This window comes from Noviherbaspirillum sp. FW303-A3, from assembly GCF_058788695.1.
Genome location: NZ_JBYTAZ010000004.1, coordinates 39,312 through 61,945, shown reverse-complemented (window position 1 = coordinate 61,945; position 22,634 = coordinate 39,312). Strand labels below are relative to the sequence as shown.

The window sequence follows — 22,634 nt, the reverse complement described above, 5'->3', positions numbered from 1 at the left end:
CTATTGTGGTCCGAATACACGCCTGGCGCAGCCAAGACCCGCGGCTCGCCGGTTTTACCGCTAAACTTGCGGTATTACATCCATTTTAGAGAACTTGATGGGAACAGCGATAGATCACGGCGAATTTGGGGTGCCAAAAGAAGTGGCGCATCAACTGGTCACTGACATCCCCGCCGAATGCAAGCAGCTGGATTTGAGCGAGGCGCGACAGCTGCTTGAGCAGCACAAGGACATGCTCATGCAGGACGGCCGGTACCGGAAGGTCGCCAACTACGTTGACAATGCCGAGATGCGTCTACGGCTACGCCTGTTCTCCTACATCCAGGAGAATCCGGGCCTGACCAGCGGAGCGAACATGAAGCGGCTCCATTCCCACGCGCAGAAAGTCGCCAAGGAAGTCATGAAGGAGGCGGTCGACAAGGTAGCGGATGCCGCGAAGCTCGCGGCGCGGTCGATCGGGTTCGCCGCAAAGGTTGCAGAGGCGGAGCGGTCCCACGGATTCCCGCTCGTCTCGTCGGTCGACGCCTCCGAAATCCTCGGCATCCACCTCGGCGACATGCGCGAGGTCCTGAAGCGGGAAATGGACAAGGGCGGCATCAAGGGCGTCTATATCGCCAAGACAGATACCCATGCCGGGATGTGGTTCTGGGACCGCAACGTCATTGAGGACTGGTCCCACAGTAACGCCATCCCCCGTTCACTGCTTTCGTATCGGGAATACAGCCGGGAGGTGGCGCGCGAGATGTTCCGCTCCGGGAAGTCGTTCGCCAAGATCCAGAAGGAGATCGGGGTCCATACCAAGACGCTGTTTTGGTGGCTCAAGGACATCTATACGAAGCCGACGGCCGCGGAAGAGCCTCGCACCCGGCGGTTCAGCCATATTGACGAGAACCATGTCACGGTGCTCGAGCAATCCAGGCTGATCAATCCGGTCACCGAGGACGAGGACACCAAGGCCGAGGCAATGGTGGTGGAGGATCGCGCGAGGGCGCAGAACAAGAAGCTGCAGGGAGCCGCCGGCATCTTCCCCGCGCTGGACGACGGTGCGCCTACCCAGCTCATTACGCTGGACGATGGCAAGGCATGCTCGTTCTTCGAGTTCATTCATTTGATCCACGTTCACGGAATGCTACGCGACGACGGGCATATGGGACTTGTCGGCACCTACGTGCACGATCTTCTGGCGGTAAAGTCGTGGTTTGGCGTCTTGAGCACGAAGCGCGTTGAGTTCTATGTGCAGTGCGATGACCGATACCATGACGGGGATCAATGTATCGACTACTGGAGCAAGGCGCTTCGTGTGCCGGTCGATCAGATTCAACTCATTCCGATCAGCACACGGACAAAGGACGTGCACGCGAAGATTCCCTACGGAGTGTTCGTCGTGCGAATCGCCGACCTGCCCCTGTCAGAACTGATGAAGCGCTGGATTGAGAAGTACGACAGCGGAAAGTACGTAAAACCGCAGAGTAAAACAATGTAACGTGCCCAAAGGGGGCGTCTTACGAAAACACCGACGCAAACTTTTTGAGTATAGTGAGGTCGTTGTCTCCAAGATCTCATTCCTCTCAAGAGATCATCCTTTAGAGGCCTCCTTCCCCGGGGGCCTCTTCTTTTTTTCCCATCCCACCGTCTTAGATTCCACTTAGTACGACTGCACATCCAAGCATAATCACGATCAGGACCGTGAGCAGTACTTGCTTGCGGCTTGCCTGCGCGACACCGTTACGCAGATGCTTGTCGATGAACGCCGGAAGGGCCGCTACGCGGTGAGAGGCAACCAGGAAGACGAGGAGGAATAGCGCGAGGACGCCGAGCAGGATTTTGGTGACTAGAGACATTGGCAGAGCCCTTTTTATTCAGATGCCGCAATAGGGATCTACTGGACACTCCGCGAATATCCACTAGATCCCCATTGCAACTCTCCGTAAGGAGAGTGCAAGGGGTGCCGTTGTTACGTTTGGCCCAGGCTCAGGCTGTTGATTCAACGCCCAAACGTAGGGGCTGTAACGGACTGGTCTTCAACAAACCAGCGCACAAGGGTTGGGATACCGGCAAGTGCAAAACAACGTGATTTTTTATTTCCTTAGTGCAGAAAGCTGCACATGACCCAGAGGAAAAACCGATGATTCCAGAGCACGACAAAGGCAATGACTCACACGAGGTGAATTAAGTCTTTGGGAAGTGCTTGCGGCACTCAGAGCGATCCACACGAGGTGGATAAGCATTGTCTGAGGCTATCCCTTCGGTTGGAGGGAGTTTTGAAATTACCGGACATCGCCGGGTGTTGGAGAACCTGAATAGGTTCAACCGCAACACAATACCTTCAAAACAAGAGGTGGCATCTGCGAAGCCAAACGGGTCAGCGACCAGCTCACAGGGACGTCGCGCGTGCGACTAACGGATCAGTGAGAACCGGGCATGAGTTTTTGTGGCGTACACAAGGTACGCTGAAGTCCTGCCAAGGACTCATAGACAGCCGATAGCAAAAGCTAACGAAACACTGTCACCTTCACCGCGATGGTGGTGTGATGCACAAGGCAAATCACAAAAAGGTACTGGAATACTAGCACGGCGGCGCCGCAAGAAAAGGGTGCAAAGTGACCCTAAAGGGCACCGCTCATTAGGTTTTTTGATGAAGAGCGGCCTACTGGCAGGCGGCGATGGCCGGAGTCAGGCTTTCGAGGACGGAGACGGCGTCGGCAAGGCTGCCGGCCTTCCCCTTGACGTCGCCTTTGCAGGTGCAGGCGAGGTACTGCCCATTGCCGCCCATCACTTCGCCAATCCGCATCGGCATGTGCCCGAACGCGCTCGCCTTGCGGATCATCCAGCGGCCGGACGCGATCTTCTCGGCGAAGACGTTAGGACGGAGCTCCCGGCCCAAAAAGAGGCTACCGAAATAGCCGGGCTTCACCGGCCACCTCGCCCAGCGCGAACGCGAAGCGGACGTGGCTGCGAGGCCGCATGGTCGAGTTCGATCATCACCGAGAGAATGAGCAGCAAACCGCCGCTGAACGTGACTGGAAGCGACTCCATCAGGCCGCCGGCGATCATGAGCAGCCACGCTGTTGCAAAGAGCGCCAGGCGCAGGGACGCACGGGCGGATGCGGGTGCCGGAGTGCGGGAATTGCTGTTGATCATGCTTTTCTCCTTAGTGGTGTACCTAGCGTAGCAAATCGCTCCTGAGATTCCATTTACCGCCCGCAGGGCGGGCCGCCAACGCGGCGTAATGGAGTCGTTCCGATCGCCACCAGGATCTCGTAGCGGTCATGGCCGTAGTACTCGGTCGTCTGCGCCGTCAGCACCTCTTTCGCCGTGGGCGGCATCAGCAGCGTGGGCACCACGACGTACGAGCGTCCCGTGGCGCTGGTCAACGTATGGTGCTCGCGCAGCGGCTTCGTGTCTCAGTTCTTCACCATGTGGTTGATGATTAAGCTGACTCCACGCATCTCTGCCTGCACCGTCTCGTTATCGGCGGCGGGCTCCCCGGGAGTGGGGCCAACGAGCACGACGATCTCGGGCCTGCCGCGCGTATGCTGGCCAACGGTGTACACGAACGCATCGTCCGGATTACGGTACAGCGCGCTGCCGGCGTGGGCCGTACATTGGGCGCCATTGCAGATGTCACATGCGCCTTCAGAAATGCCAAACAGGAAGACACCGAATTGCTGGATGTCGGCCGCGATACGGCGGCGCATCTCGTCGTTTAGGCTCATCGCCACCTCGAGGAAGTTAATCTTGTACCTACCCTACCAGCTCCTTTTTTGGAATCAATTTCCCGAAACTACGCGCTCTGCAAACGGGTCATGCGGACAAGCAGCACTGCCGTCAGGGGCAAAAGCACTGCCAGCGCCAGTTGCGTGAGCATGAGGTCGCCCAGCTGCGAGTAGTCAGCGGGGGTGACGACGACGCCCGCTTTCTTGACCTCGCGCGAGACGGTGTACGCCTCGTTGAGCCACTTGCTGCCAATCTGTGACAGCGCCAGGGCAAGATTGGCGAACGAGGACATCACCGCGAAAAACGTCGCTTTCAGATTCTCAGGAGCGCTTGCGGCGATCCATGCCAGCATGGGCACTAGCGCGATCTGTGTCAGGGGCGATTCCATGGCTGTGTCAACGAGCGCGATCTCCCGCGCTCCGACGATCCCGTTCGTGACGCTTGCCGTCCAGACGTGGAAGTCATAGTACATGCCCACAATTGGGGCCGAGAGAAGTGCCCCGACCACGGTAAGCGTCAGGATCACCTGGAGCAGCGACTTCGACGCCATGTAACTGCGGAAGATAAACAGTGAGAGGAGCGTCACGCCGCTACCGACCAACGACAGGATGGACAGGAACTGCTGGTCAAAGCCGAGCTGGTCGATCATCCACCAGGTCACGCCCGGCCCGCTGCCGGGGACTGCGCGAAACACGAATACGAGGATGGCGGTACCGAGCGGGATGTTGCGCGCCCTGTCGTCGAGTTCCTGGCAGATGCGCCAGATCAGGAATGCGACGATGGCAAAAGACCCCGCGAAGACCAGCTCCTGGCTGTCAGGATGGTTGCTCATGCCCATAGACACCGAAAAAAGTACAAACGCAAGGCTGCCGCCCAGAATCCACCAGTTCGGCGGGGGTGTTACCCCGCTACGGTCGAGGATCGCTGCTATCTCGGCTGTTGACCGTCCTAGTGCGACGAGCCGGGAGCGCTCCCGCAACTTCAACGCGCTGGCCCCAAGTACACCGGTAATCGATACCAGCGGGATCGCCATGGCAATCAGGTAGATGTTGCGATAGATGGCCAAGGTCTTTTCTGCGGGAAGCCCTTTGACATCGGCAAACATGAACAGGTTGATGCAGGCGACAAGAATGCCACCGCCGATGATGGCGACGCGGCCCAGTACCTGCATGGTGGTGTGCATGGCCTTGCGGGTTCGCTCATCCAGCGGTAGCCCTGCCTCATCCACACTGGGTACCGCCTCCACCGTCATCGCGTCGGCCACTGCGTCCTGCACCACGTACCCCAGCGGGGCAAGGACGACGCTTAGTACGTACCACGCCTTGACCGACATGACTGCCGCCATGGCTTCCTTGTCACCGATGAGCCCGAGCATGATCGCCAGGCTGGCGCCGATGATCGCCGCACCAAGGTAGACGAAGGCGGCTTTCCAGCGCCACAGGAGGTCGATCAGGTGGCCGACCGGCATCTTCAATGCCCACGGCAGGCCAATCCAGAAGCCGAGACTTGCAAGGAACGCGGCGGGAAGGTCGAGATGCTCCTTTACGAAGAACACCCCGACCACGCCGGTAATGCCTGATACACCGGCGGCCAGGTACACCATCAGGGGCGGTAAATAGGAGAGGCGGAAGTGTTTCAACAGCCCGGTAACGGTCAAAGCGTGCTCCTTCGGCATGACGGGTCAGCAGGCATGGTACTGGAGATACTTGTCACGCAGACAGGCGTAAGGTGACCGAAATGGGCAGTTTTCATGCATCTGCGCCGCACCGGCGACCGGCCTATAATGGTTGTAAAAGAATAATGACGGGCAAGGATCATGCTGAGCGACACATATTGGTGGCTGCTTGCAAAAGGACGCGACATGGCGGCGATGGTGCCTGTTGTGCTTCGCCATGTCTGGCGCTCCCCCCACACGGTTTCCGCGGTGTGGGCGACCAAGCGGTTCGCCACAGATACCCGTTTGTCCGAGCGTCGTATCCGACGCGCTATCCAGACGTTGCGCAAGGAGTCAGGTCGGTCGGCATCCGTGCCCAGCCTTCAATATGCCGGCATGGTCGGCTCGCGACTTCGCAGCTCTGTGCAATGCCCTCACTGTGGCGGCGCGGGCTGCCTGGTGACTGAACACGGCTCCTTGCACATGATCTCCAAATGCGACCACTGCAGCGGCCGCGGCCACTTGCATCAAGACTACTAACCCCCTCCTCCCTCCCCTGTTCCGCCTGCCACGCCGGTAGCGGCTCGGCTCGCCTGTCCCTCTTTCGTCTCGCCTTTTCTTTTCGAGAAATAGAGCACGCGGTAATTTGAATTGAGCATCTGCGCTCGGTAATCTGGGTATGTATTCAAGGAAAACCTTCGCAGGAATGGAGAGCGGCAAATGAAATGCTTTGTACTTCGCGGCGTGAAATCTTTCGTGTTGGCAGCCGTGGTAGGCATCTGTCCTATTGCTGTTCCTGCGGATCTTCTTCCCGAGAGCGCGACGACCACCGGCGCCGCCGCAAACATCAATTACTAAGGGAGCGACCATGCAAGTCGAACTGAAGAACATCAAGCACTTCGAGTCCATGTCACAGGAAACGAACTGTTTTACTGCCACCGTTTATGTCGACGGGAAGAAAGCCTGCACGGTGTCCAACGAAGGCCACGGCGGCAGCAATATGTGGAGTGACTGGAAGATCCGCGACAGAATTACTGCGAACTTCAAACCGCTCGGTCCGGTGATTACCGATATCGCTGACCCGACAACCGCTTCCGGCAAATTCGAGATGGAGCGCGACGCTGACACGGTCGTGGATGGACTGTTGACCGATTGGCTGGTTGCTAACGATCTGAAGAAGGCGATGCGCAATCGGGTGCTGTATATCAAGGAAGATGGCGCGATCTACGAAACCAAGCGCCTCGACGCGGCGACGCACCAGCGCTACCTCGCCATGCCTGACTTGGCCGCGAAACTCAAGGCCACCAAGGTGCTAAACCAACTGCCCTTCGAGGAAGCCCTCGAAATCTACAAGAAGACTGCATCCTAACGACACGGAGCCACCATGAATCCAAAGACTAGCGCACTGTTCGACATGCTCAAAGCTGCTTATCCGCAGAAGGAATGGGACCTCGTGCCCTACAAGGCGTATGACCACGAGCGTCACGCCATTACCTTCAGCCACAACGGCACATCGATCCACAACCCCCTGCGTGGCGAAAACACCATCACCGAGCAGACCGACCGCTACGGGTTGTCCGAAGAGCATGCGCAACGCATGGCCGCGCACAACGAGTCGTATGAAATTCACGCCATGGGCGCGACGTACGACCTCCCCAACCTGTTCGACCGTCTCAAGGGATTGGCAGTGGCGCATCCGGAAGCCAGCACGGAAGACGTGTTGACCGAAATCGGCCTCTACAAGTACCAAACCGGCGGCGGCTGCATGGCGTGGGCGATCTTCAATCCCGACGACATGCATATCCTGATCACAGACGAAGACGGATCGGCCCTTCCGGCGACCATGGGCGAAGCGATGATCGGCCTGTACGATGCCGAAGGCGACACGTTGCAACTTTATGACCCGAAAGGCCAAGCATGAACGGTTTCCCCAGCCACTGCGCGCGCTGTAATGCCGACCTGAGCAAGACGTCCAGCATCATGTCGCGCTTCTCCACCGAGACAATCTGCTCGGACTGCGAGAAACGTGAACGCGTGCATCCGAAATATCAGGAAGCGCACGACCGCGAACTCGCCGAAGTCAAGGCCGGCAACATGAACTACGAGGGGATCGGCTCGCCGCCCGAGTTGTATAGGCCAATGACCGGCGCCGAAACGCTTGCGGTCGCCGTGTATGGCAAGAGCGAAACAGAAGCGTTCGCGCTCGCCAAGGAATCCAGCGGCACCATGGTTGATCTCGATCCGCAGCACTTTGTGTATCGATTTGATGACGGAAGTACCGTCTCGATCACCAAGACGTCGCCGGTAAAGGCAGTAGTGGCCTTTCCGCCCAGCGCCTGAATTGGAACCGCGAATCGGCGGGTGATATAACAGGATCACCCGCTAAGAAAGGAACTGCAATGGCAGTGCTGACCAAAGTCACACCAGCGCTGCAGGAAGCGCAGCGGAATACCGAAAGGAACCCCATGCCACATCAATCGTTGTCGTCCCAGTTTTGATTCCAGTCCGGCGCGAGCCGGATTCCCGGATTGCAACTCCTCTTGAGGGAGTAGGTACCGAAGGAGCGATTCGCCCGCAAGGGTACGGTCAAAGGGCCGAAAGCATCGTTGGTCACGCCTGAACAGGTGATCTCCGGTTTGGCCGGGTGAAGTCCACCCTACCCAACGGAGAAGTCAAATGAACGAATCCCCCGATACTGCGGCGATGACCCCGCTGCAGTTGTCGATCGCCAGCCGCGGACTGCTTGAACAGTCTGCGATCTGGCACCTGCCTACCGGAAGCGGCAAGACCTGGTTGGCCGGGTGCGCCATCCGGAGAGCGCTCGGCCGCAGTCGCCGCGCCGCCTATCTTTGTCCGCTGCGCTCGCTTGCGCGCGAACTTGCCGTCGGATGGTCGGACTGGCCAGAGACCGCTACACGCGGAATTGCCGCCTTCACCGGCGAGCACGCCGCCGACGACGCAACTACCCCTCCCTCTCCGCGTGATGTGGCGCTGGGCATCTACACCGCCGAGAAGTTCGACGCCTACCTTCGCGCCTGGCAGGCGAACCTCGACTGGATTGCCGATCTTGACCTGCTGGTTGTCGACGAGCTGCACCTATTGGGGGCAGGACGTCGCGGCGCAACGCTCGAAGGCGTCATCGCGCGCTTCCGGCTGATCAACCCGTACGCCTGCGTGATTGCCATGTCAGCAACCGTGGGCAATGCCCCGGAGTTAGGAGCGTGGCTCGACGCGGGCGTTGCAGCAAGCACCGAACGGACGGTTCCCCTGCAGTGGCGGATCGTGCCCTTTGTCGCGGGCAGCAATGCCCAGCAAAGCAAGGCTGACGCGATCGCCGCAGAGGTCGGCGCAACGCGCGGCGCCGGCGGGCAGGTTATTGTGTTCTGCCAGTCGCGGCCGCGGACCGAAACGCTTGCGGCACACCTACGGGAGCTCGGCTTTAGGGCCGAAGCACACCACGCCGGGAGGTCGCGCGCGGCGCGAATTGATGCGGAAACGGCGTTCCGCCGGCGGCAGCTCGACGTCCTGTGCTCGACCCCCACCCTTGCCATGGGAGTCAACCTTCCAGCCCGAAAGGTGATCATTGCGGACCTGCAGCGGTTCGACCATGGGAACTGGAGCAACCTGCCGGTCAATGAGGTCTGGCAACTGGCGGGCCGCGCCGGTCGGCGGGGGCTGGATACTTGTGGCGAGGTGGTGTTACTGGCGCCCAAGCACAATCAGAAGGCGGCACGCGCGTACATCCTTGGGCGCTTCGAGCCGATCCGCACGCAATGGATGCTTCGAACCCATCTGGCCGAGCAGGTCCTCGCGCTCTTTGGGAGCGGGATTGCGCGTTCGCGCGCCCAGGTACTGCGTGCAGTGGGCACCACGCTGTTCGCTAAGCAGGCTCCGGGCGCCGCAGCATCTGTCCGATCGGCGATCGATGCCATGCTCGAGGCCGGCATGCTTGCCGAAGAAGACGGAAAACTCCGGGCAACACGGCTTGGTGCAGTAGCGGTACGTCATCAGCTGTCGCCGGAAACCGTGCTGTCGTGGCAGCGGTTCCTCGCGAACCGCGGTAGCGGCATTACGTTTCTCGATGCGCTCGCTCTGGTCGCGGCGTCCGGGGACTACAACGGTCAGCTTCGCGCCTCGTTCGAGGAGCTGGATGAGCTGACGGGCATCCTCAATGCCGAAAAAACGGTCCTCCACACACTTCCCGTTGACCAATGGTGTGCGGCGTTCGGGCAGCCGAGTGGGCGGGAGATGGTCGGCGCGCTGAAGACGGCACTGGCGTTGCGCGCGTGGACGAGGCTGGGCGAGATCGATGAGGCAGCCAAGATGTTCGGCGTCGATCCCCATGCGCTTGACGAGGCCAGAAAGGACGCCGTGAGAATGCTCGGGGCGCTGCGGGCAACCGTTGCCATCGCATCAACGGCTGACCAGTCTGATTTGCAGGACGAGGTGCCGATCGCGGAGCGTCTTGCTGCCGTCGCCGCCATGGTGGCGACCGGACTGGACGAGCAGGCTGCCACGCTAGCGCTGGTGGACGGTATCGGCCCCGTTTTTGCCAGAAAGCTTCTGGCTGCCGGGGTGGAGGACATCGAGGACCTCGCGCTTGCAGATCCCGAACAACTGGGCCGCATCGACGGGCTAAGTGAAACCCGGGCAGCGCGATGGATTGATGCCGCCGCGGATCTGCTCTCCGCAGGCGGTGCGTTTCGGTACCGGGAAGCTGCCGGCGCCGGAACGCTCTCCGCTGGCAAGGCGGAGTTGGACTTCTACCGCTGGCGGCGAGCGGCGGATTTAAGGGTTGAAAGAGACGGAAATGGCTGGTGCGTGACCGGCGGCGCCGCGCCGCACCGCGTTGCGGCAGACGGACAGCACTGTGACTGTCCGGACGCAGGCAAGGGAAATCTGTGCAAGCACCGGATTGCGGTGTTGCATGCGCTGGGCGACCCATCGATCCCACTATTCGACCGTGCCTGGACTGATCAGCCCCTGGCTACGCTGGCCGACCTCTGGAATAGCGCGTTGCCGTGCGCGTCCGGCTGGCGCTAACCCATTTCGAAAGGGAACAAACATGCTGCGAGGATTCATCCCCGTCACCACGTTCGGGTCGACCTACCCGCTGGACAACCTCATTCGCCCGTTCTTGCCGCGCTTTGCCAGCACCATCATGGTGAGCTACCACTACGCGCGCCAGGCCACCTGCCCCCTGCCGCTGCCTGCCTTCGTTGACTCCGGGGGCTTTGCTGCGCTCCTGCCCGGCGCCTACGTCGTCCCGCGCGAGGATGGTACCGGTGAGATCGTCATTCCGACGGAGGATGGCGAGGACGTCGTGTCGCCGCAGGCAGTGTTGGCGTTACAGCGGCGCGTGGCGACCTATGCCTGCCCGCTGGACTTTCCGCTCCCGGCCCATCTGGGGGCGACGGAGCGCGATCGCCGGGTGGAGCTGACCTTGGCCAACGCCCGGTGGTTGCTGGAGCAGGATACGGGCGAGCTCGTGGTGTTCGGGGTGGTTCAGGGCTGGGACGCAGCCAGCTACCGGGCGTGCGCCGAGGCGCTGCTGGCGATGGGCTACGAGCATCTGGCCATCGGCGGCATGGTTCCGCGGTTTGCCGACGGCGATTTCGCTGAGTCAGTTGTGCGTGGCGTGCGGGCGTTACTGCCGGAGGGGGCCATGCTGCATGTGTTCGGAGTCGGTAGGCCGGAGCGGGTGCGCTCCATGCTGCTTGCGGGTGCTACCTCAACCGACAGCAGCAGCTACGTCAAGGCAGCGGCGGACGGGTTGCGCTGGGATGGCATGCAGATGCCGGGCGATCCGAGCCCGCTGGAGCGCGCACACCTTGCGTTAGCGAACCTCCGCTACCTCAACGAGGCAACTGCCGATGCGGGCGCTTCCGCCTCTGGGTGATGCCGGTCGACGGGTGCGGGATGGACGTCAAGTTCTCCTGTCCAAAAGTATTCAGTGCGGTCCTTTGCACGTGCGGTGGCGTCAAGGTGGACGTACCACAAGCCTTCCGGCCTCCCGAAGCCGTTCTCTCCGACAACCGTACCTTCACGGCCGGGGTATTTGGGTCCACCGAGGCGGCGCTGGTCGCGTCGCACCGTGACCCTGGCGCCAAGATGGACAGCGCACTCGCCGAGCGGATGGGTGTCGGCCCACGTGATCGTTCTGGGGTTGGTCATGAGCAGTCCTTACCGATTACAAAGACAATGTACCTGTGGCGTCATGCGTCGTCGCCTTGATTCCAGTTTTTAAGCGCATTGACCTGAATGTCTGGAACCTCGTGTGAAAACAAGCCATTGGTGTAGCAGAGTCGCAAGAACCGGCGCACCTGATGTATCGGCACAGGCGAAAGCACAATGGGGTCATGGTTACCGTAATCACCGCGGATTTCGACGCGACATTCTTCCTCGACCGGCTCGACCGTCACCACCGCTTTGTACATCGACACTGTACCGAGCTGCTTAACGTGGTTGTCGGCAATGCAGAAAAAACTTGCCTTCGCCGCCAGCATACCGAGGCCGTCCGGATCAGGTACATGAAATACGCCTACAGCATAGTCCCCAAGATAAACTAGATGGTCGCCCGGAAGTCCCTCCCGCGCGAGCGAGGCTTCCAGAACGCCTTGGGCATTGTTCTCCTGATACAGCACGCCACGCCCGAGCGCGGTGCCGTCGCCTTGCATCAGTGTAGCGAGCACGCGGAGTGCCGCATCGCCAAACGTTTCGTCGGCGTTGTCCGCAATGCTCCAGTAATCGTTGTAGCCACAGTGAATCACCGGCTCCGGCAGGTACATAAATTCAAGACGTCGCTTCTCGAAGTCGGCGTGGGTGATGAACTGGATGAAAACCTGATAGGTCATAGAGCCAAGGTCGAACCTATCCAAGAACACGGGGTCTTGCACTTGCCTTAGAGCGTCACCTATCGCAAAGATGGCTTCCTCCGAGGTATGGTAGAAACGCTCAACGGCACCGCCCGGCCCTTGATAGGTAAGAGCCACTGGCATGGTTGATGGGTCGAGTTCATGTTGATGCCGTATGAGCTGGTGCCAGTCGCTCGCGCCAAAAAACACGGCGGCAAGCTCCTGGGCTTGGCTCTGTTTGACGGAAATACCGACCTGTTTAAGGGCGCTTCTCATGGCAAACGCCCAGTTCGCGGGGAATCCGAGAAGCAGACAAGCATCCGCGCGCTCGTCGTCCGCCTGGGGGACAACGTCACGGAACATGTCATAACCGGGCAAGCGCGCGACGCGTGACCGGAGCATGGAGGTATGGTATCGGCGCACGCCCTTGAACGCCGTACGTACGCGATCCCGCACGTCGACGTCGAAAGGCTCGTAGGTAATCGGTCCAAGCTGCGCGACCACCGTACCTTCGATTATTACCGCGACTCCCCCTTCTTCGTGACGAAATGCGTCTATGCCAACGGAATCAGAATCGCATGCGCAGATGATTGCGGCAATCGCGTCCTTGAGCGACGGACACAGCATGTTGGGGCCAATTTCGCGCGGACATTTGTCCTCGTCCAACACTCGAATGACATACCAGTCCTTGCGAGGCTGCCGGTAATTGATCAGCGCTTGCGCTTGATCGTAGTCGCGACCTATAAACCAATCGAGCATCGCGTGTTCAAGGCGCGTGAATTCCTGCCACGGCTGACCCGGACCAGTATGCGGCGGGATTTCGAGCGCCTGCCGAGGAACGGTTATTCCCATTGAGGCCAATTTCGCGACGACGCGCTTGGTTCCGGAGGTATAGTAATTGCCGGCGTGAATAGCCGACGACCTATCATTGGACGACATGATCAACTCCTGTTATGGAACGCAGTGAAGAATGGTGTGCGCTTTCCATTCGCGTCCCGAAGCGATCATGGGAGGAAAAATGCATACTGCGACCGAATTCGTCACCCACGTGGGGCGCACTAACAGGTGTTCGGCAACCAGTTAGTAGGATAGCACGCCCGTAGCGGCGCGTCATCGCTCTTGCTCCAACCACACGGCTAGGCGCGACCAAAGGCATTTCAGTCAACTCGGTGAAGGTTTTCGACCAAGAAAATGTCGTCTGTCTGGCGCTCCCGGCGCAGTTTCGTCTGCCGTCGGGTCCATCGCGGGTGTCTTGAGGGGTAGATAGCAATGGGTCACGGAGTGACCGCTGCGGCTTTGACGGCGGCGATCGCTTCTTCCACGGTACGTGCGCGCAGGCATTTGAAATCATCGAACCGTCCCTCCTTGACCAGCAACTGATCCCAGTAGCCGTCCGTGTCGCGATAGACCACGTGCATCTGATGGACGGGAACGCCTGCACGGACAAGGTCCGCAATGACGTTCTCCGCATCGTTCGTGACCGATTTGCCGTCGTCGTGGTCAACAATGCAGACCACGCCTTCCCGGATGGAGGACGAATAGCTGCTGCGATGGGCTTGCGATCTCATGGTTCTCCTTATCTCACTGTAGGCGCCGGGCCGGCGGCGCTGGTGCACGAAAGTTGGGTCATTAGGCCGACACAGGTCTGATCGGGAAGTTGGCCGCGCTGAAGCAAGTCCCCCACGAAATGGAGGAAAGCGTTCTGGATCGGCGTCAGGGTCGGTGACGGCTGGATGTACGCGTGATCCGGTATGCCTGCCATCTGCTTCCACTCAGCATGCACGCGTTTGATCGCGGCTTTTGCGATGGTGCGTGGAACGCTGGTATCGCGCTCCCACTTGGAATATGTCTGCTGCCGCACGTTGATCTTGCTCGCGAATTCCGCCTGGCTAAGCATCATGGCCTCGCGAAGTGCGCGCAGCCACGCTCCAGTCAGGACTGCGGGCATGGTAGCTAATGGCGTTGGGAAGACTGGGTTCATGACACTTATGATTGCACCCGGCGGCGGCCGATGCAATTTTCGGGCAGGCGGGCTGAACCATTTCCGTTGTTGCTCTGGCTGCCCGCCCGTGCCACGATAGGCGCTGCGCCCGATCCTTGGGCTTCTCCGTCGATAAAGGCCGTCCATGAAAAATTCCCTGATCGGATTGCTGCTGGCAGTCGCCGCCGGCGCGGCGTGTGCGGAGGCATACGAAGTCACGGTGTCTCGCAAGGACAGCAACCTGTACGCGGTGTCAGGGAAGGATGTGATCATCCAGACGCGATACTGCTACGTGTACGCCTACTCTGAAGATGCCATCCTGAAGACCAACGGCTATGGGGGTGAACTGATCTTCCCCGACAGCCGCGATAAATGCGACGTGAAGGCCGTGTATGGCGCCAGCACGCAGAAGCCGGGGAAATACCGGGTCATGGCGACCAGGGAGGACGACAACTGGTACGAGGTGTTTGGCACGAACACTTTCATCAAGACTGCCATGTGCCTTGAGCTGGCACTGGCGGATGATGCGGTCCTTGTGATCCGCCCGCCCGCCGGCGGCACGCTCATCTTCAAGAACGGCACCAATTGCATGGTCGAGCAAGTCTATTCAAAGATGCGCCCGCAGTAAGGCCGCATCCCTTGGTGCGGTCGGAATTTGAATCCGGAAAGCGTCTCCGTATAGTGGTTTTCATCACCACACAGGAGGCAACATGCTCACCCCGGACACCGTTATCCGCACCGAAGATGGCTACACGTTCAAGGTTCAGGCCGATGGGACCATTTCCGATGGCGACCTGACGTTTGATTCGGAGTATTCCATGGACGTGCGATTCGAGGTCCTTCAGCACGGGCCGCAAGTGGATCTCACGCCGGCAGCGCCGACCGCTTTCTTGGGCCGACGGTTCCTCGTCAAGGACGAGGATGTGCAGCGCATCCTGTGCGCCATCGTCGAGCGCCATATCGAGGTCGAGACCGACAAGGGCATCCAGGGGATCGGCTGGAGCCTCCTTGCGCGATTGTCGCCGGTTCTGGTAGAGCTGCAGGGCGCCGAAGCCCCGGCAGTCATCACCGTAACACCGCTGGTTTTCGAGCTGCTTTCCGAGGCAGTGGACGTGCAGCGCGGCGGCTTTGATGGCTCGGCCCCATTCATCGAGATCCTGTCCCAGTTCGGCCTGATGGTGCCAGTCAAGTCCAGCGGCGATGATGTGGTAGTGCCCGACGTAGCGCGTGTCAGTATTCTCGATATGGGCGACGAAGGCAGCCGCAAAACCCGCGTGCCCACCATCTGGGTCAAGGGCCCGTTGACTGACCTTCTGATGACGTGGCAGCAGGCCCGCGTCCTCTCTGCCGGTATCGAATCCGTTACAAACGTGGGTGAGTTCGGCTGACCAAAAGTTGACTTACGGCAAGGTTTCTGCAAAACGGGTCGGCGGCAGCGCCAATAGCTGCACCGCCTCTTTGTGGATCGCTATAGACTGGAATCGTGCCATATCCCGATAGAGCCTATGCAAAACACGATCCCGGACGTCTCCCAAACCTCTGTCCTGTTGCAGATGGGTTTCAAAGTCATCAGCATCCAGTACGGGGTCTATCATCTTCAGCAGTTCGAAGGCGAGAGCGGCGCGCTGTCATTCGACGGCGTGGGCATGTTTGTCAGCCCGCATCCGGTCAGCAGCGACAAACCGGTGATGTTCTTCGAATTCAACGGCATCGCCTTTAGCAGCGACGCGAAGGCCTTTTCCAACCTGATCCGAAACTGGGCCGAGCTCGATGCGCGGCGGCTGGAACAATCCGGCGTGTACGGTGTGCCGATTCCCCGTCACCAAGACCATTTCGGCCAGATCGCCAAGGACATGCAGGCACTGACCCGCCCCTGCGGCGACCGCTTCCGCATGTACGCGCTGATGGAGTCCGGCGACGTCATCTGCTACAACTAGCGGAATCTGCCTCGCGATCAGTGGTTTGCCGGCGGCGCCTCGGGCGCTTGACCCAGCATGTTGAACCACGCCCAGGCTAGGCCGCGCTCGAAATCTCCCAGCCATCGTACCGCCCCAACCAGGACTGTCCCGGCCGGTTCAAGGCGAACGGCGCACCAAGCACCTTCCGGTGGACGCATGGCGTTCGTGGCAATCGGAAGCGTTGCGCCCTCGTGCAGGTTGCGCCATAGTCCGGCGCCGTCCGGGTCTCCCGGGCTGACGGCGCAGGTCGCGACAAGCACTTCGTTGATAGCGCCCCGGGTGCGGCTGAAGATCTGCAGGTGAAGACTGCGCCCGGCCTGCCCGGCGGCGATTCCCACTGATTCACCGTTACCCAGTTCCACCAACGCGGGCTCGCCCGCCAGCGCGCGGCCAAGCAATACGCGCCCGACCTCGATCGCATCGGGGTCGATGTCCACTTGATACGACTCGGTTGAATGGCCGGTGGTGACCGTGACGTGATGGAAGTAGTCGATCATTCAGTTCTCCGGTAGCGCTCAAAGCCGATCCCGGCCCACGCGGTCAGGATCATAGCAACGGCAAGGACGCTTGGCGACCTTCCGTCAGGTGATGGGCGCGCACTCCATGTGGAAGCCCTCGTTGATGACCATGCCGTACTGCCCACGCTGCGCGTAATCCTGTTCGGGAACAAGGAAGTAACGGGTGCGACGGTCGCACCGTCGCATTGCCTTCACGACCACCATCCCTTCCGGGACCGCCTGGTGCCACGATCCCCATGCGGCCTCGGTCACGAAGCGTTCGCAGTGCTCGGCAAAAAATGCCTTTCGCTCGCGCTGCATTTGCTCGATGTGGCGCCTTGCGGCTCGTGCGAGCGCCGGACGGGTCAGGGACTTGAGCTTCTCGTGCGCGGCGGCGGCGAAGTCGCGGTCAACGAACTGGTACAGCCTTTCGGCAAGCGCCGCATTGACCTGCGCACGGCGAAGCAGCGCCTCAACAACGTACTCGTCGTCGCCCTCCTGGAAGCAGCGGGCATAGCCTCGGGATCGACGTCGACCGGCCAGTATGCAGGCCGCCGCGTAGTTCACACGCTTCTGGAACGGCGCCGGGCCGTGGATGGCACTCATTGCGCGCCCTGTTACGCCGCTTTCGGGAATTTCTGCTGCAGCCGGGCAAGGTATTGCGTGCCCTTGACGGTGATCGTATAGCAGTCGCCCTCGTGCGCCACGCAGCCGTTCTCGGCAAGACCCGCCATGAACTGCTGGTACTGGGTGAGCGTCATGCCGAAGAGCTGCATGGCGACGTAGAGATGCCCGCCGGGAGCGCCCAGCTCCCCTGCTTCCTGGATCGTTTCGAGCACGGCTTTCGAAACACGCTCGATGGCTTCAACCTTTTTCGCTTCGCTGGTCATACACATGGCTCCCTGTAGTGAACTTAATATCGGTGTGTTGACTAGTGTTGCACCGTCGTCCATGGTTTTCCAATTTCCGCACTGCCCTCGTCGGGCGGATTGATTTATCGAAGTGGTGCTCATATTTTGAAAAGCGCGTACATGGTCGGTAACCTGGTTGTATTCATTGAACAGGAGGTCACCATGGCAAACGACAAACCGTCCCGCAGCGATAACCCCAACGAGAACTGCCTCGTGGATATGCAGTGCCCCAAGTGCGGCGCGTTCGCGCCCTTCACCATCGAGGTCGTGACGACGGTGAAGGTGTATGACAGCGGAACTGATGCTCCGGGCGGGGACGTGGCATGGGACGACAGCGCTTCGTGTTCCTGCGTCTCCTGCGGTCATGCCGCTACCGTTGCGGAGTTCAAGGGCATCGACTCGACGGCGGCACCGCAATCGGCACGCGGGGTGATTGCCGCGATCAAGAGGCATGAGTCCGAGCTGGAGCGCCTGCGCGATGAGCTGGAGACGATGTATGTCAAACGTGCCGATCTGAAGGTGGGCGCCACCTATACCTTCCGCGATAAGTACGACATGTATCAAAGCGGGAAGCTGGAAAGCCTGACGTCTCCTGTCGGCCCGCACTATGTTGAGCTGCGTGTCGACCTCGGGTTGTCCTCCGGAGCGGTGTTGTGCGCCGTGCCGGGGGACAGGTTATTCGCTGAGTAAGTCCAGACGAAGCAAAGCGGGCGTCCAAAGCCCGCTTTTTTTTTGCGTGATGCTGCCGATCTGTGCCTAAGCGGTGGAAGCGCCGTCGCCGATCTTCCAGAATGACCAGTTCATCGTGTTGGGCCGTACCGTCTGAAGGACGGGGACGTAACGGATGGCGACCAGTGAAGGAGGCGCATCAACTGTAAGGCGCTTGTACAGCATCTCGATGCGTTGGCCCACGGCCAGCGGAAGGGGCGAAATCGCTGACACGCTGTTGCGGCGCAGAGTCCGGTCGCCGGGTGTAGAACTGGTCTCAAGGGTATAGGCATGGCCGCCGTCTGGCCCTGGTGACGGGCACGGGGTCGCGCACCGGATATAGTGCGCCACCGTACAGCCGAACGCGCCGAGGTCAATCACTTCGTCGCTGGTGATAACTGGGATAGGTAGGGGTTGTTCCACGATGCTCTCCGGAGGCCCATGTGAGTCGGACCTCCCCTTCATTATGCTCACGTCTCGCCCCGTGTCCATTTTCCGCTGGTATTTTGAATACCGACGGTGCAGTCGATAGGATGGGTCTTCAACTGAAGGAGCTTCCCTATGCATGCCACATCCCACTCCATCCCGTCATTGCCCGCCCCCATCCATGCTGGGCTGTCGGTTCACGATCTCCAGCAGCAGTATCGCTTCGGAGATTGCGGCGTATTTGCGATTGCCGTATCCCGCGAGACCGGCTGGCCGGTTGTTCTGCTGCGCGCGCCTGGCGGGATGGTTGTCCATGCCGTCTGCCAGGTCGCCAGGGATACGTATTTCGACGCGGCGGGGCATACCGACGTGTCGGCCCTGCGGCAGTGCTACGGGCATGATGTCCAGATCGACAACGACTGCGACGAAGATGACCTTGCCTTCATATTTGCCCCGGACGAGGCGGAGATCGACAAGGCGCGCGAGGTGTACTTCCAGCTCCTGCTTACAACGCCCTCGGCAAGCTGAGCGTGCGGCGAAGGCGGCCGGCAGTGCCACCGCCTTTGCATCACAGCTTGAACAAATCCTTGTGCACCAGGATCACCTTCAGGTGACTCTGACAGATGTTCCTGAACATGTCCCGGTGCATCTTCTTCTTGCTTTGCCTATGGTCGATAAAGAGATCGACCGCGTTCATCATCTCCACCAGGCTCCTGCGCAGTTGGTCGTTCTCCTGTTTCAGCAGCTCCAGTTCGGACTCCGCCGGCGGGGGTGCTGAAGCGACTGGGGTCTTCGGCTTCTCGATGTCGCGCTGTTTCTTGCGCATCCGATAAAGACGGGCGCGTTCGGCGTCGCTCTTGGCGTTGCCAGTGGACGGCCTCCCTCTTCCCCGTTTGGGCGGTGTTACTGCATTGTCACGGGATTTTTTGCCGCTCGTTGCCATTGGTTGCTCCAGTCTTTGGCGCATTATCCGTGACGCATCACGATAATACAAGACGAACGCGCGCCGTTATTAGCAGCTAATTTGCCCAGCCCGTAGGCTGGTACGCCGGATATTGAATGCGGAAGTGTGCTCGGTATATTGGGATCAATCACACGAAAACATGGAGGTAGTACCGATGGCCCGACTTCACCCCTACCCTTATCCCGGCTTCCAGCGTGATCCCGCGGAGACGTTCGAGACCCATTTCACCCGCACCGCTGCGCTCCTGGCGCAACTGCGCGCGGCGTCCGATGCCTTGCCGGAGGGCACGATCGTTGGCGGCCTGCTTTCCTTCCCGCGCGGCGACGGCAACGCCTTTTACGTGGTCGTGTCGGCCAAACCCTTGACGCTGCAGCATGTCCCTTTTGGCGACGCCTACCGTCTGGATCCAGTGACCGGAAGAACCCTACAGGTTCTTGACGTTCAGGACATGCTCGCACGGCGCCGCGGCCTGCAGTCCCTGCTTAGCCGGAGCGACGCATGAAGAAGGCACTCCCGGGGGCTATCCAGCAGGCCAAGCGCGCTGCATTTCGCAGCATGATCGACAACATGGAATCCGTGCTCCGTGTTCGAGGCATGCTGAGCAGTACCCCCGCGCACACGATTGCCGAGAACCAGGCACTCTGCCGCCGGCACTTCGAGACCCTCGTCGAGCTGAACGCGTTGCTGCCGTCCGTGCGGGAGGACGACGAGCCAGCCGGCAGGATTCGGTTCCTGCAGATCATCCTTGAGCACGACCTCGAGCGCGAGGTCCGGTCATACGCCTTCTACGACGTGTTCGAGGTCGGTGATCGGCAACTCGACGCGTGTGTCGAAGCCGGTGACGGGGAAGCTGTCGTGCGGGCTCTCATTGCCTGGTCGCGTGACAGGCCAACCACGCGGGCGGCCATGCTGCGTATGTTCGGGCAGAACGTGTTCGAGCGGTATCCTGACCCCTGCCCGTCCAGTTAATTCATGTCGTGGAGCGGTGTTTCGGTACGGAAATTGCTTTTTCCGATACTGTTTTCAACCACTTCCATACATCATGCGCAGCAAAAACCTACAGCGGGGTCACACCCTCGCCGGCCTCCTTGGCTTCATCACCATTGCCGGATCCATCGCCTTCGTCGCCATGAAGGTCGTCCCCACTGTGACGGAATACGGGAACATCAAAAAGGCGGCTGCCCAGGCGAAGGCGGCTGGCAGCACCGTGCACGAAGTGCGAGCTGCTTTCGACCGCGCGGCCGAGCAGATGGGTATTACCTCGATCTCGGGTCGTGACCTGTCCATCGTTCGGGCCGACAGCGGTGTGGACGTCGAATTCTCCTACGAGAAGATCATTCCGCTCGTGGGGATTGCAAGCCTCGAGATCGTTTATGAGGGTAGTACTGCAGTGGCACTTGGCCGTGCCCCAAAGGGTCTCGATTAGACCGTCTCGGTATAACGCACTGTCATCCTGTTGACGCTCCTTGCGCCGTTGCTGTTACGCTCTCTCGCTGACTTGAGGGGTAACAGCGACAGGCGGGATTGACCCGCCTCGCCCTTGGTCGCGCCGGTTTACAGCAGTCTCGACACTGACGTTTTCGGGAAATTGAATCCCTCGCGTGGGTCGGTATTCTGGTTCTTGTAGCACTAACCTTCAGGAGCCAACTAATGAACGCAATCGTCGATTTCCCCCTCGCCCCCGCTGGCGCAACCACTACCCTCGAACAAGTCTCCCTGCGTTTCTGCCAAGGCAGCTCGGACAAGGTCTATCACGCTCAGCTGATCCAGCACGCCGACGGCTTGTGTGACGTGACGTTCCAGTACGGGCGCTACGGTTCCACCCTCACCACGGGCAGCAAGACCCCGTCGCCGGTCGAACTGGCGAAAGCGAAAAAGGTGTATGACAAGCTCGTCGCCGAAAAGACCGGCAAGGGTTACACCAGCAGCGAGTCGGGCGTGGCTTACCAGAACACCAGCTTCGAGGAGCGTGTCGTGGCCGGGATGGTTCCGCAACTGCTCAACGAGATCGGCGAATCTGACATGCTGGCGCTGCTGGAGGACGACCGCTGGCTGGCGCAGGAAAAGCACAACGGTGAGCGCCGCATGGTGCGCAAGGACACCGAGGCGACTGGCGTGAACAAGAAGGGACTCGCCGTTGCGCTGACCGTGCCGATCGCAAGCACACTCGCCGCCTTCGACGGACGTACCATCGAGGCCGACGGCGAGCAGATCGACGATACGCTCTACCTGTTCGACGTCCTGTTTGACTCCGCTGCGGGCGGCGATCTGCGCGGCCTGAGCTGCGAGCAGCGTGTCGCGGCGCTGGAGAAGCTGCGTCCGGCGTTGGACGGCTCGCCGGTCAAGATCACGTATACCGCGTACACGACCGCAGAGAAGAAGGCCTTGTACGAGGCGGTGAAGGCGCGAAACGGCGAAGGCCTTGTGTTCAAGCTCAAGGCATCGCCCTACGAACCGGGCTGCCCTGCTTCCGGCGGAACCCAGTTGAAGTTCAAGTTCTGGAAGATGGCTACGGTTCGCGTGTCGGCGGTCAATGACGGCAAGCGAAGCGTCGCAATGGAAGTGTTCCGCAGTGACGGTATGGCGATCGCGATTGGCAACGTGACCATTCCTGCCAACAAGCCCATCCCGGCAGTCGGCACCTTGCTCGAAGTGCGCTACCTTTACGCCTACCCGAACGGTTCACTGTTCCAGCCGACCTACCAGTTCGTGCGTACCGACAGCGACCTGTCGGCGGCGAGGGAAAGCCAGCTCTACTACATCCCGGACGACAAGAGCGGCGCGATCGCGGCCTGATCGGGACAGGCGTGTCTGAGAGACGAGGGGCGGAATGCCCTCGTTTTTCATTTGAGCAACGATGTATCATCGTAGCGGCGCGTCGGCATCGCGCGAAAGGGAGCAATGAAGAAAATCAGTGGAAGCAGCGATACAACCCCGTATGCCGGGTTGAGCCGCGAAGGCCAA

The 22,634-nt window shown here is 60.2% G+C and carries 31 protein-coding genes; 16 read left to right on the top strand and 15 right to left on the bottom strand.

Going from position 1 to position 22,634, the window contains the following annotated elements:
• The first annotated feature begins 97 nt into the window (after window positions 1–97).
• On the top strand, window positions 98–1,483 hold the full coding sequence (locus AC3WOY_RS28450) for a hypothetical protein (RefSeq protein ID WP_492429906.1): 1,386 nt from the start codon (window positions 98–100) through the stop codon (window positions 1,481–1,483).
• A 151-nt stretch (window positions 1,484–1,634) separates the two neighbouring features.
• Here AC3WOY_RS28450 and AC3WOY_RS28445 read toward each other — a convergent pair whose 3' ends face one another.
• The 6 genes from AC3WOY_RS28445 to AC3WOY_RS28420 form a co-directional block, all read right to left on the bottom strand.
• Complete coding sequence (locus AC3WOY_RS28445; RefSeq protein ID WP_492429904.1) at window positions 1,635–1,841, bottom strand: hypothetical protein; 207 nt, start codon at window positions 1,839–1,841, stop codon at window positions 1,635–1,637.
• A gap of 806 nt (window positions 1,842–2,647) precedes the next feature.
• Window positions 2,648–2,884: a hypothetical protein gene (locus tag AC3WOY_RS28440; protein WP_492429902.1), complete on the bottom strand. Its 237-nt coding sequence runs from the start codon at window positions 2,882–2,884 to the stop codon at window positions 2,648–2,650.
• Window positions 2,885–2,910: 26 nt separating this feature from the next.
• On the bottom strand, window positions 2,911–3,141 hold the full coding sequence (locus AC3WOY_RS28435; RefSeq protein WP_492429901.1) for a hypothetical protein: 231 nt from the start codon (window positions 3,139–3,141) through the stop codon (window positions 2,911–2,913).
• Between the two features lie 53 nt (window positions 3,142–3,194).
• On the bottom strand, window positions 3,195–3,374 hold the full coding sequence (locus AC3WOY_RS28430; protein ID WP_492429899.1) for a hypothetical protein: 180 nt from the start codon (window positions 3,372–3,374) through the stop codon (window positions 3,195–3,197).
• 30 nt (window positions 3,375–3,404) lie between these two features.
• Complete coding sequence (locus AC3WOY_RS28425; protein ID WP_492429897.1) at window positions 3,405–3,716, bottom strand: hypothetical protein; 312 nt, start codon at window positions 3,714–3,716, stop codon at window positions 3,405–3,407.
• 68 nt (window positions 3,717–3,784) lie between these two features.
• Window positions 3,785–5,374, bottom strand: coding sequence for an MFS transporter (locus AC3WOY_RS28420; protein ID WP_492429895.1), 1,590 nt, complete (start codon window positions 5,372–5,374; stop codon window positions 3,785–3,787).
• A gap of 717 nt (window positions 5,375–6,091) precedes the next feature.
• Between AC3WOY_RS28420 and AC3WOY_RS28415 the strand changes: the two genes are divergently transcribed.
• From AC3WOY_RS28415 to AC3WOY_RS28390, 6 genes are all read left to right on the top strand, one after another.
• Window positions 6,092–6,229: a hypothetical protein gene (locus AC3WOY_RS28415; protein WP_492429893.1), complete on the top strand. Its 138-nt coding sequence runs from the start codon at window positions 6,092–6,094 to the stop codon at window positions 6,227–6,229.
• Window positions 6,230–6,239: 10 nt separating this feature from the next.
• Window positions 6,240–6,740 carry a hypothetical protein gene (locus AC3WOY_RS28410; RefSeq protein ID WP_492429891.1) on the top strand — a complete coding sequence of 167 codons (501 nt, stop codon included), beginning with the start codon at window positions 6,240–6,242 and terminating at the stop codon, window positions 6,738–6,740.
• Window positions 6,741–6,755: 15 nt separating this feature from the next.
• Window positions 6,756–7,292, top strand: a complete 537-nt coding sequence (locus AC3WOY_RS28405; protein ID WP_492429889.1) for a hypothetical protein — start codon at window positions 6,756–6,758, stop codon at window positions 7,290–7,292.
• Window positions 7,289–7,711, top strand: a complete 423-nt coding sequence (locus AC3WOY_RS28400) for a hypothetical protein (protein WP_492429887.1) — start codon at window positions 7,289–7,291, stop codon at window positions 7,709–7,711. Before AC3WOY_RS28405 ends, AC3WOY_RS28400 begins: the two co-directional genes overlap by 4 nt.
• A gap of 336 nt (window positions 7,712–8,047) precedes the next feature.
• Window positions 8,048–10,414: a DEAD/DEAH box helicase gene (locus AC3WOY_RS28395; protein ID WP_492429885.1), complete on the top strand. Its 2,367-nt coding sequence runs from the start codon at window positions 8,048–8,050 to the stop codon at window positions 10,412–10,414.
• Window positions 10,415–10,436: 22 nt separating this feature from the next.
• Window positions 10,437–11,270, top strand: coding sequence for a tRNA-guanine transglycosylase (locus AC3WOY_RS28390; RefSeq protein WP_492429883.1), 834 nt, complete (start codon window positions 10,437–10,439; stop codon window positions 11,268–11,270).
• On the opposite strand, the gene AC3WOY_RS28385 is transcribed toward AC3WOY_RS28390, so the two are convergent.
• The 4 genes from AC3WOY_RS28385 to AC3WOY_RS28370 all read right to left on the bottom strand — a co-directional run bounded on the left by AC3WOY_RS28385 (window position 11,222) and on the right by AC3WOY_RS28370 (window position 14,206).
• Window positions 11,222–11,545 (bottom strand): hypothetical protein, encoded by a 324-nt coding sequence (locus AC3WOY_RS28385; RefSeq protein ID WP_492429881.1) that lies wholly within the window; start codon window positions 11,543–11,545, stop codon window positions 11,222–11,224. The two genes, AC3WOY_RS28390 and AC3WOY_RS28385, sit on opposite strands and share 49 nt — an antisense overlap.
• Before the next feature lie 41 nt (window positions 11,546–11,586).
• Window positions 11,587–13,164, bottom strand: coding sequence for a hypothetical protein (locus AC3WOY_RS28380; RefSeq protein ID WP_492429879.1), 1,578 nt, complete (start codon window positions 13,162–13,164; stop codon window positions 11,587–11,589).
• Between the two features lie 335 nt (window positions 13,165–13,499).
• Window positions 13,500–13,793 (bottom strand): hypothetical protein, encoded by a 294-nt coding sequence (locus AC3WOY_RS28375; protein WP_492429877.1) that lies wholly within the window; start codon window positions 13,791–13,793, stop codon window positions 13,500–13,502.
• Between the two features lie 8 nt (window positions 13,794–13,801).
• A complete protein-coding gene (locus AC3WOY_RS28370) occupies window positions 13,802–14,206 on the bottom strand; it encodes a helix-turn-helix transcriptional regulator (RefSeq protein ID WP_492429875.1) in 405 nt (134 codons plus the stop codon).
• 145 nt (window positions 14,207–14,351) lie between these two features.
• Here AC3WOY_RS28370 and AC3WOY_RS28365 point away from each other — a divergent pair, with 145 nt between their 5' ends.
• The 3 genes from AC3WOY_RS28365 to AC3WOY_RS28355 all read left to right on the top strand — a co-directional run bounded on the left by AC3WOY_RS28365 (window position 14,352) and on the right by AC3WOY_RS28355 (window position 16,143).
• Complete coding sequence (locus tag AC3WOY_RS28365) at window positions 14,352–14,834, top strand: hypothetical protein (RefSeq protein ID WP_492429873.1); 483 nt, start codon at window positions 14,352–14,354, stop codon at window positions 14,832–14,834.
• An 82-nt stretch (window positions 14,835–14,916) separates the two neighbouring features.
• A complete protein-coding gene (locus AC3WOY_RS28360) occupies window positions 14,917–15,594 on the top strand; it encodes a hypothetical protein (RefSeq protein ID WP_492429871.1) in 678 nt (225 codons plus the stop codon).
• A gap of 117 nt (window positions 15,595–15,711) precedes the next feature.
• Complete coding sequence (locus AC3WOY_RS28355; protein WP_492429869.1) at window positions 15,712–16,143, top strand: hypothetical protein; 432 nt, start codon at window positions 15,712–15,714, stop codon at window positions 16,141–16,143.
• A gap of 17 nt (window positions 16,144–16,160) precedes the next feature.
• Here the strand turns inward: AC3WOY_RS28355 and AC3WOY_RS28350 are convergent, their stop codons facing one another.
• The 3 genes from AC3WOY_RS28350 to AC3WOY_RS28340 form a co-directional block, all read right to left on the bottom strand.
• Entirely contained in the window at window positions 16,161–16,661 is a 501-nt protein-coding gene (locus AC3WOY_RS28350) for a hypothetical protein (RefSeq protein ID WP_492429867.1), read from the bottom strand.
• Between the two features lie 84 nt (window positions 16,662–16,745).
• Window positions 16,746–17,267: a hypothetical protein gene (locus AC3WOY_RS28345; protein WP_492429865.1), complete on the bottom strand. Its 522-nt coding sequence runs from the start codon at window positions 17,265–17,267 to the stop codon at window positions 16,746–16,748.
• Window positions 17,268–17,278: 11 nt separating this feature from the next.
• Window positions 17,279–17,551 carry a hypothetical protein gene (locus AC3WOY_RS28340; RefSeq protein ID WP_492429863.1) on the bottom strand — a complete coding sequence of 91 codons (273 nt, stop codon included), beginning with the start codon at window positions 17,549–17,551 and terminating at the stop codon, window positions 17,279–17,281.
• A gap of 183 nt (window positions 17,552–17,734) precedes the next feature.
• Between AC3WOY_RS28340 and AC3WOY_RS28335 the strand changes: the two genes are divergently transcribed.
• Entirely contained in the window at window positions 17,735–18,262 is a 528-nt protein-coding gene (locus AC3WOY_RS28335) for a hypothetical protein (protein WP_492429861.1), read from the top strand.
• 66 nt (window positions 18,263–18,328) lie between these two features.
• Here AC3WOY_RS28335 and AC3WOY_RS28330 read toward each other — a convergent pair whose 3' ends face one another.
• Window positions 18,329–18,703 carry a hypothetical protein gene (locus tag AC3WOY_RS28330; protein WP_492429859.1) on the bottom strand — a complete coding sequence of 125 codons (375 nt, stop codon included), beginning with the start codon at window positions 18,701–18,703 and terminating at the stop codon, window positions 18,329–18,331.
• 138 nt (window positions 18,704–18,841) lie between these two features.
• Here AC3WOY_RS28330 and AC3WOY_RS28325 point away from each other — a divergent pair, with 138 nt between their 5' ends.
• On the top strand, window positions 18,842–19,234 hold the full coding sequence (locus tag AC3WOY_RS28325; RefSeq protein ID WP_492429857.1) for a hypothetical protein: 393 nt from the start codon (window positions 18,842–18,844) through the stop codon (window positions 19,232–19,234).
• A gap of 40 nt (window positions 19,235–19,274) precedes the next feature.
• On the opposite strand, the gene AC3WOY_RS28320 is transcribed toward AC3WOY_RS28325, so the two are convergent.
• Complete coding sequence (locus AC3WOY_RS28320; protein WP_492429855.1) at window positions 19,275–19,649, bottom strand: hypothetical protein; 375 nt, start codon at window positions 19,647–19,649, stop codon at window positions 19,275–19,277.
• A gap of 175 nt (window positions 19,650–19,824) precedes the next feature.
• On the opposite strand from AC3WOY_RS28320, the gene AC3WOY_RS28315 reads away from it, so the two are divergent.
• The 4 genes from AC3WOY_RS28315 (at window position 19,825) to AC3WOY_RS28300 (ending at window position 22,466) form a co-directional block, all read left to right on the top strand.
• Window positions 19,825–20,172, top strand: coding sequence for a hypothetical protein (locus AC3WOY_RS28315; protein ID WP_492429853.1), 348 nt, complete (start codon window positions 19,825–19,827; stop codon window positions 20,170–20,172).
• On the top strand, window positions 20,169–20,639 hold the full coding sequence (locus AC3WOY_RS28310; protein WP_492429851.1) for a hypothetical protein: 471 nt from the start codon (window positions 20,169–20,171) through the stop codon (window positions 20,637–20,639). The genes AC3WOY_RS28315 and AC3WOY_RS28310 overlap by 4 nt, the downstream gene beginning before the upstream one ends.
• A gap of 73 nt (window positions 20,640–20,712) precedes the next feature.
• On the top strand, window positions 20,713–21,096 hold the full coding sequence (locus AC3WOY_RS28305; RefSeq protein ID WP_492429849.1) for a DUF4845 domain-containing protein: 384 nt from the start codon (window positions 20,713–20,715) through the stop codon (window positions 21,094–21,096).
• A gap of 224 nt (window positions 21,097–21,320) precedes the next feature.
• Window positions 21,321–22,466 carry a WGR domain-containing protein gene (locus AC3WOY_RS28300; RefSeq protein WP_492429847.1) on the top strand — a complete coding sequence of 382 codons (1,146 nt, stop codon included), beginning with the start codon at window positions 21,321–21,323 and terminating at the stop codon, window positions 22,464–22,466.
• The last annotated feature ends 168 nt before the right edge of the window (window positions 22,467–22,634 follow it).

Excerpts from the sequence above, each read along its gene's own strand:
- AC3WOY_RS28375 (WP_492429877.1), bottom strand. The coding sequence starts at position 13,793 with ATGAGATCGCAAGCCCATCGCAGCAGCTATTCGTCCTCCATCCGGGAA.
- AC3WOY_RS28450 (WP_492429906.1), top strand. The coding sequence starts at position 98 with ATGGGAACAGCGATAGATCACGGCGAATTTGGGGTGCCAAAAGAAGTG.
- AC3WOY_RS28355 (WP_492429869.1), top strand. The coding sequence starts at position 15,712 with ATGCAAAACACGATCCCGGACGTCTCCCAAACCTCTGTCCTGTTGCAG.
- AC3WOY_RS28305 (WP_492429849.1), top strand. The coding sequence starts at position 20,713 with ATGCGCAGCAAAAACCTACAGCGGGGTCACACCCTCGCCGGCCTCCTT.
- AC3WOY_RS28370 (WP_492429875.1), bottom strand. The coding sequence starts at position 14,206 with ATGAACCCAGTCTTCCCAACGCCATTAGCTACCATGCCCGCAGTCCTG.
- AC3WOY_RS28395 (WP_492429885.1), top strand. The coding sequence starts at position 8,048 with ATGAACGAATCCCCCGATACTGCGGCGATGACCCCGCTGCAGTTGTCG.
- AC3WOY_RS28315 (WP_492429853.1), top strand. The coding sequence starts at position 19,825 with ATGGCCCGACTTCACCCCTACCCTTATCCCGGCTTCCAGCGTGATCCC.
- AC3WOY_RS28445 (WP_492429904.1), bottom strand. The coding sequence starts at position 1,841 with ATGTCTCTAGTCACCAAAATCCTGCTCGGCGTCCTCGCGCTATTCCTC.
- AC3WOY_RS28365 (WP_492429873.1), top strand. The coding sequence starts at position 14,352 with ATGAAAAATTCCCTGATCGGATTGCTGCTGGCAGTCGCCGCCGGCGCG.
- AC3WOY_RS28320 (WP_492429855.1), bottom strand. The coding sequence starts at position 19,649 with ATGGCAACGAGCGGCAAAAAATCCCGTGACAATGCAGTAACACCGCCC.
- AC3WOY_RS28380 (WP_492429879.1), bottom strand. The coding sequence starts at position 13,164 with ATGTCGTCCAATGATAGGTCGTCGGCTATTCACGCCGGCAATTACTAT.
- AC3WOY_RS28335 (WP_492429861.1), top strand. The coding sequence starts at position 17,735 with ATGGCAAACGACAAACCGTCCCGCAGCGATAACCCCAACGAGAACTGC.
- AC3WOY_RS28340 (WP_492429863.1), bottom strand. The coding sequence starts at position 17,551 with ATGACCAGCGAAGCGAAAAAGGTTGAAGCCATCGAGCGTGTTTCGAAA.
- AC3WOY_RS28350 (WP_492429867.1), bottom strand. The coding sequence starts at position 16,661 with ATGATCGACTACTTCCATCACGTCACGGTCACCACCGGCCATTCAACC.
- AC3WOY_RS28345 (WP_492429865.1), bottom strand. The coding sequence starts at position 17,267 with ATGAGTGCCATCCACGGCCCGGCGCCGTTCCAGAAGCGTGTGAACTAC.
- AC3WOY_RS28425 (WP_492429897.1), bottom strand. The coding sequence starts at position 3,716 with ATGAGCCTAAACGACGAGATGCGCCGCCGTATCGCGGCCGACATCCAG.
- AC3WOY_RS28400 (WP_492429887.1), top strand. The coding sequence starts at position 7,289 with ATGAACGGTTTCCCCAGCCACTGCGCGCGCTGTAATGCCGACCTGAGC.
- AC3WOY_RS28385 (WP_492429881.1), bottom strand. The coding sequence starts at position 11,545 with ATGACCAACCCCAGAACGATCACGTGGGCCGACACCCATCCGCTCGGC.
- AC3WOY_RS28410 (WP_492429891.1), top strand. The coding sequence starts at position 6,240 with ATGCAAGTCGAACTGAAGAACATCAAGCACTTCGAGTCCATGTCACAG.
- AC3WOY_RS28325 (WP_492429857.1), top strand. The coding sequence starts at position 18,842 with ATGCATGCCACATCCCACTCCATCCCGTCATTGCCCGCCCCCATCCAT.
- AC3WOY_RS28310 (WP_492429851.1), top strand. The coding sequence starts at position 20,169 with ATGAAGAAGGCACTCCCGGGGGCTATCCAGCAGGCCAAGCGCGCTGCA.
- AC3WOY_RS28300 (WP_492429847.1), top strand. The coding sequence starts at position 21,321 with ATGAACGCAATCGTCGATTTCCCCCTCGCCCCCGCTGGCGCAACCACT.
- AC3WOY_RS28390 (WP_492429883.1), top strand. The coding sequence starts at position 10,437 with ATGCTGCGAGGATTCATCCCCGTCACCACGTTCGGGTCGACCTACCCG.
- AC3WOY_RS28405 (WP_492429889.1), top strand. The coding sequence starts at position 6,756 with ATGAATCCAAAGACTAGCGCACTGTTCGACATGCTCAAAGCTGCTTAT.
- AC3WOY_RS28435 (WP_492429901.1), bottom strand. The coding sequence starts at position 3,141 with ATGATCAACAGCAATTCCCGCACTCCGGCACCCGCATCCGCCCGTGCG.
- AC3WOY_RS28415 (WP_492429893.1), top strand. The coding sequence starts at position 6,092 with ATGAAATGCTTTGTACTTCGCGGCGTGAAATCTTTCGTGTTGGCAGCC.
- AC3WOY_RS28360 (WP_492429871.1), top strand. The coding sequence starts at position 14,917 with ATGCTCACCCCGGACACCGTTATCCGCACCGAAGATGGCTACACGTTC.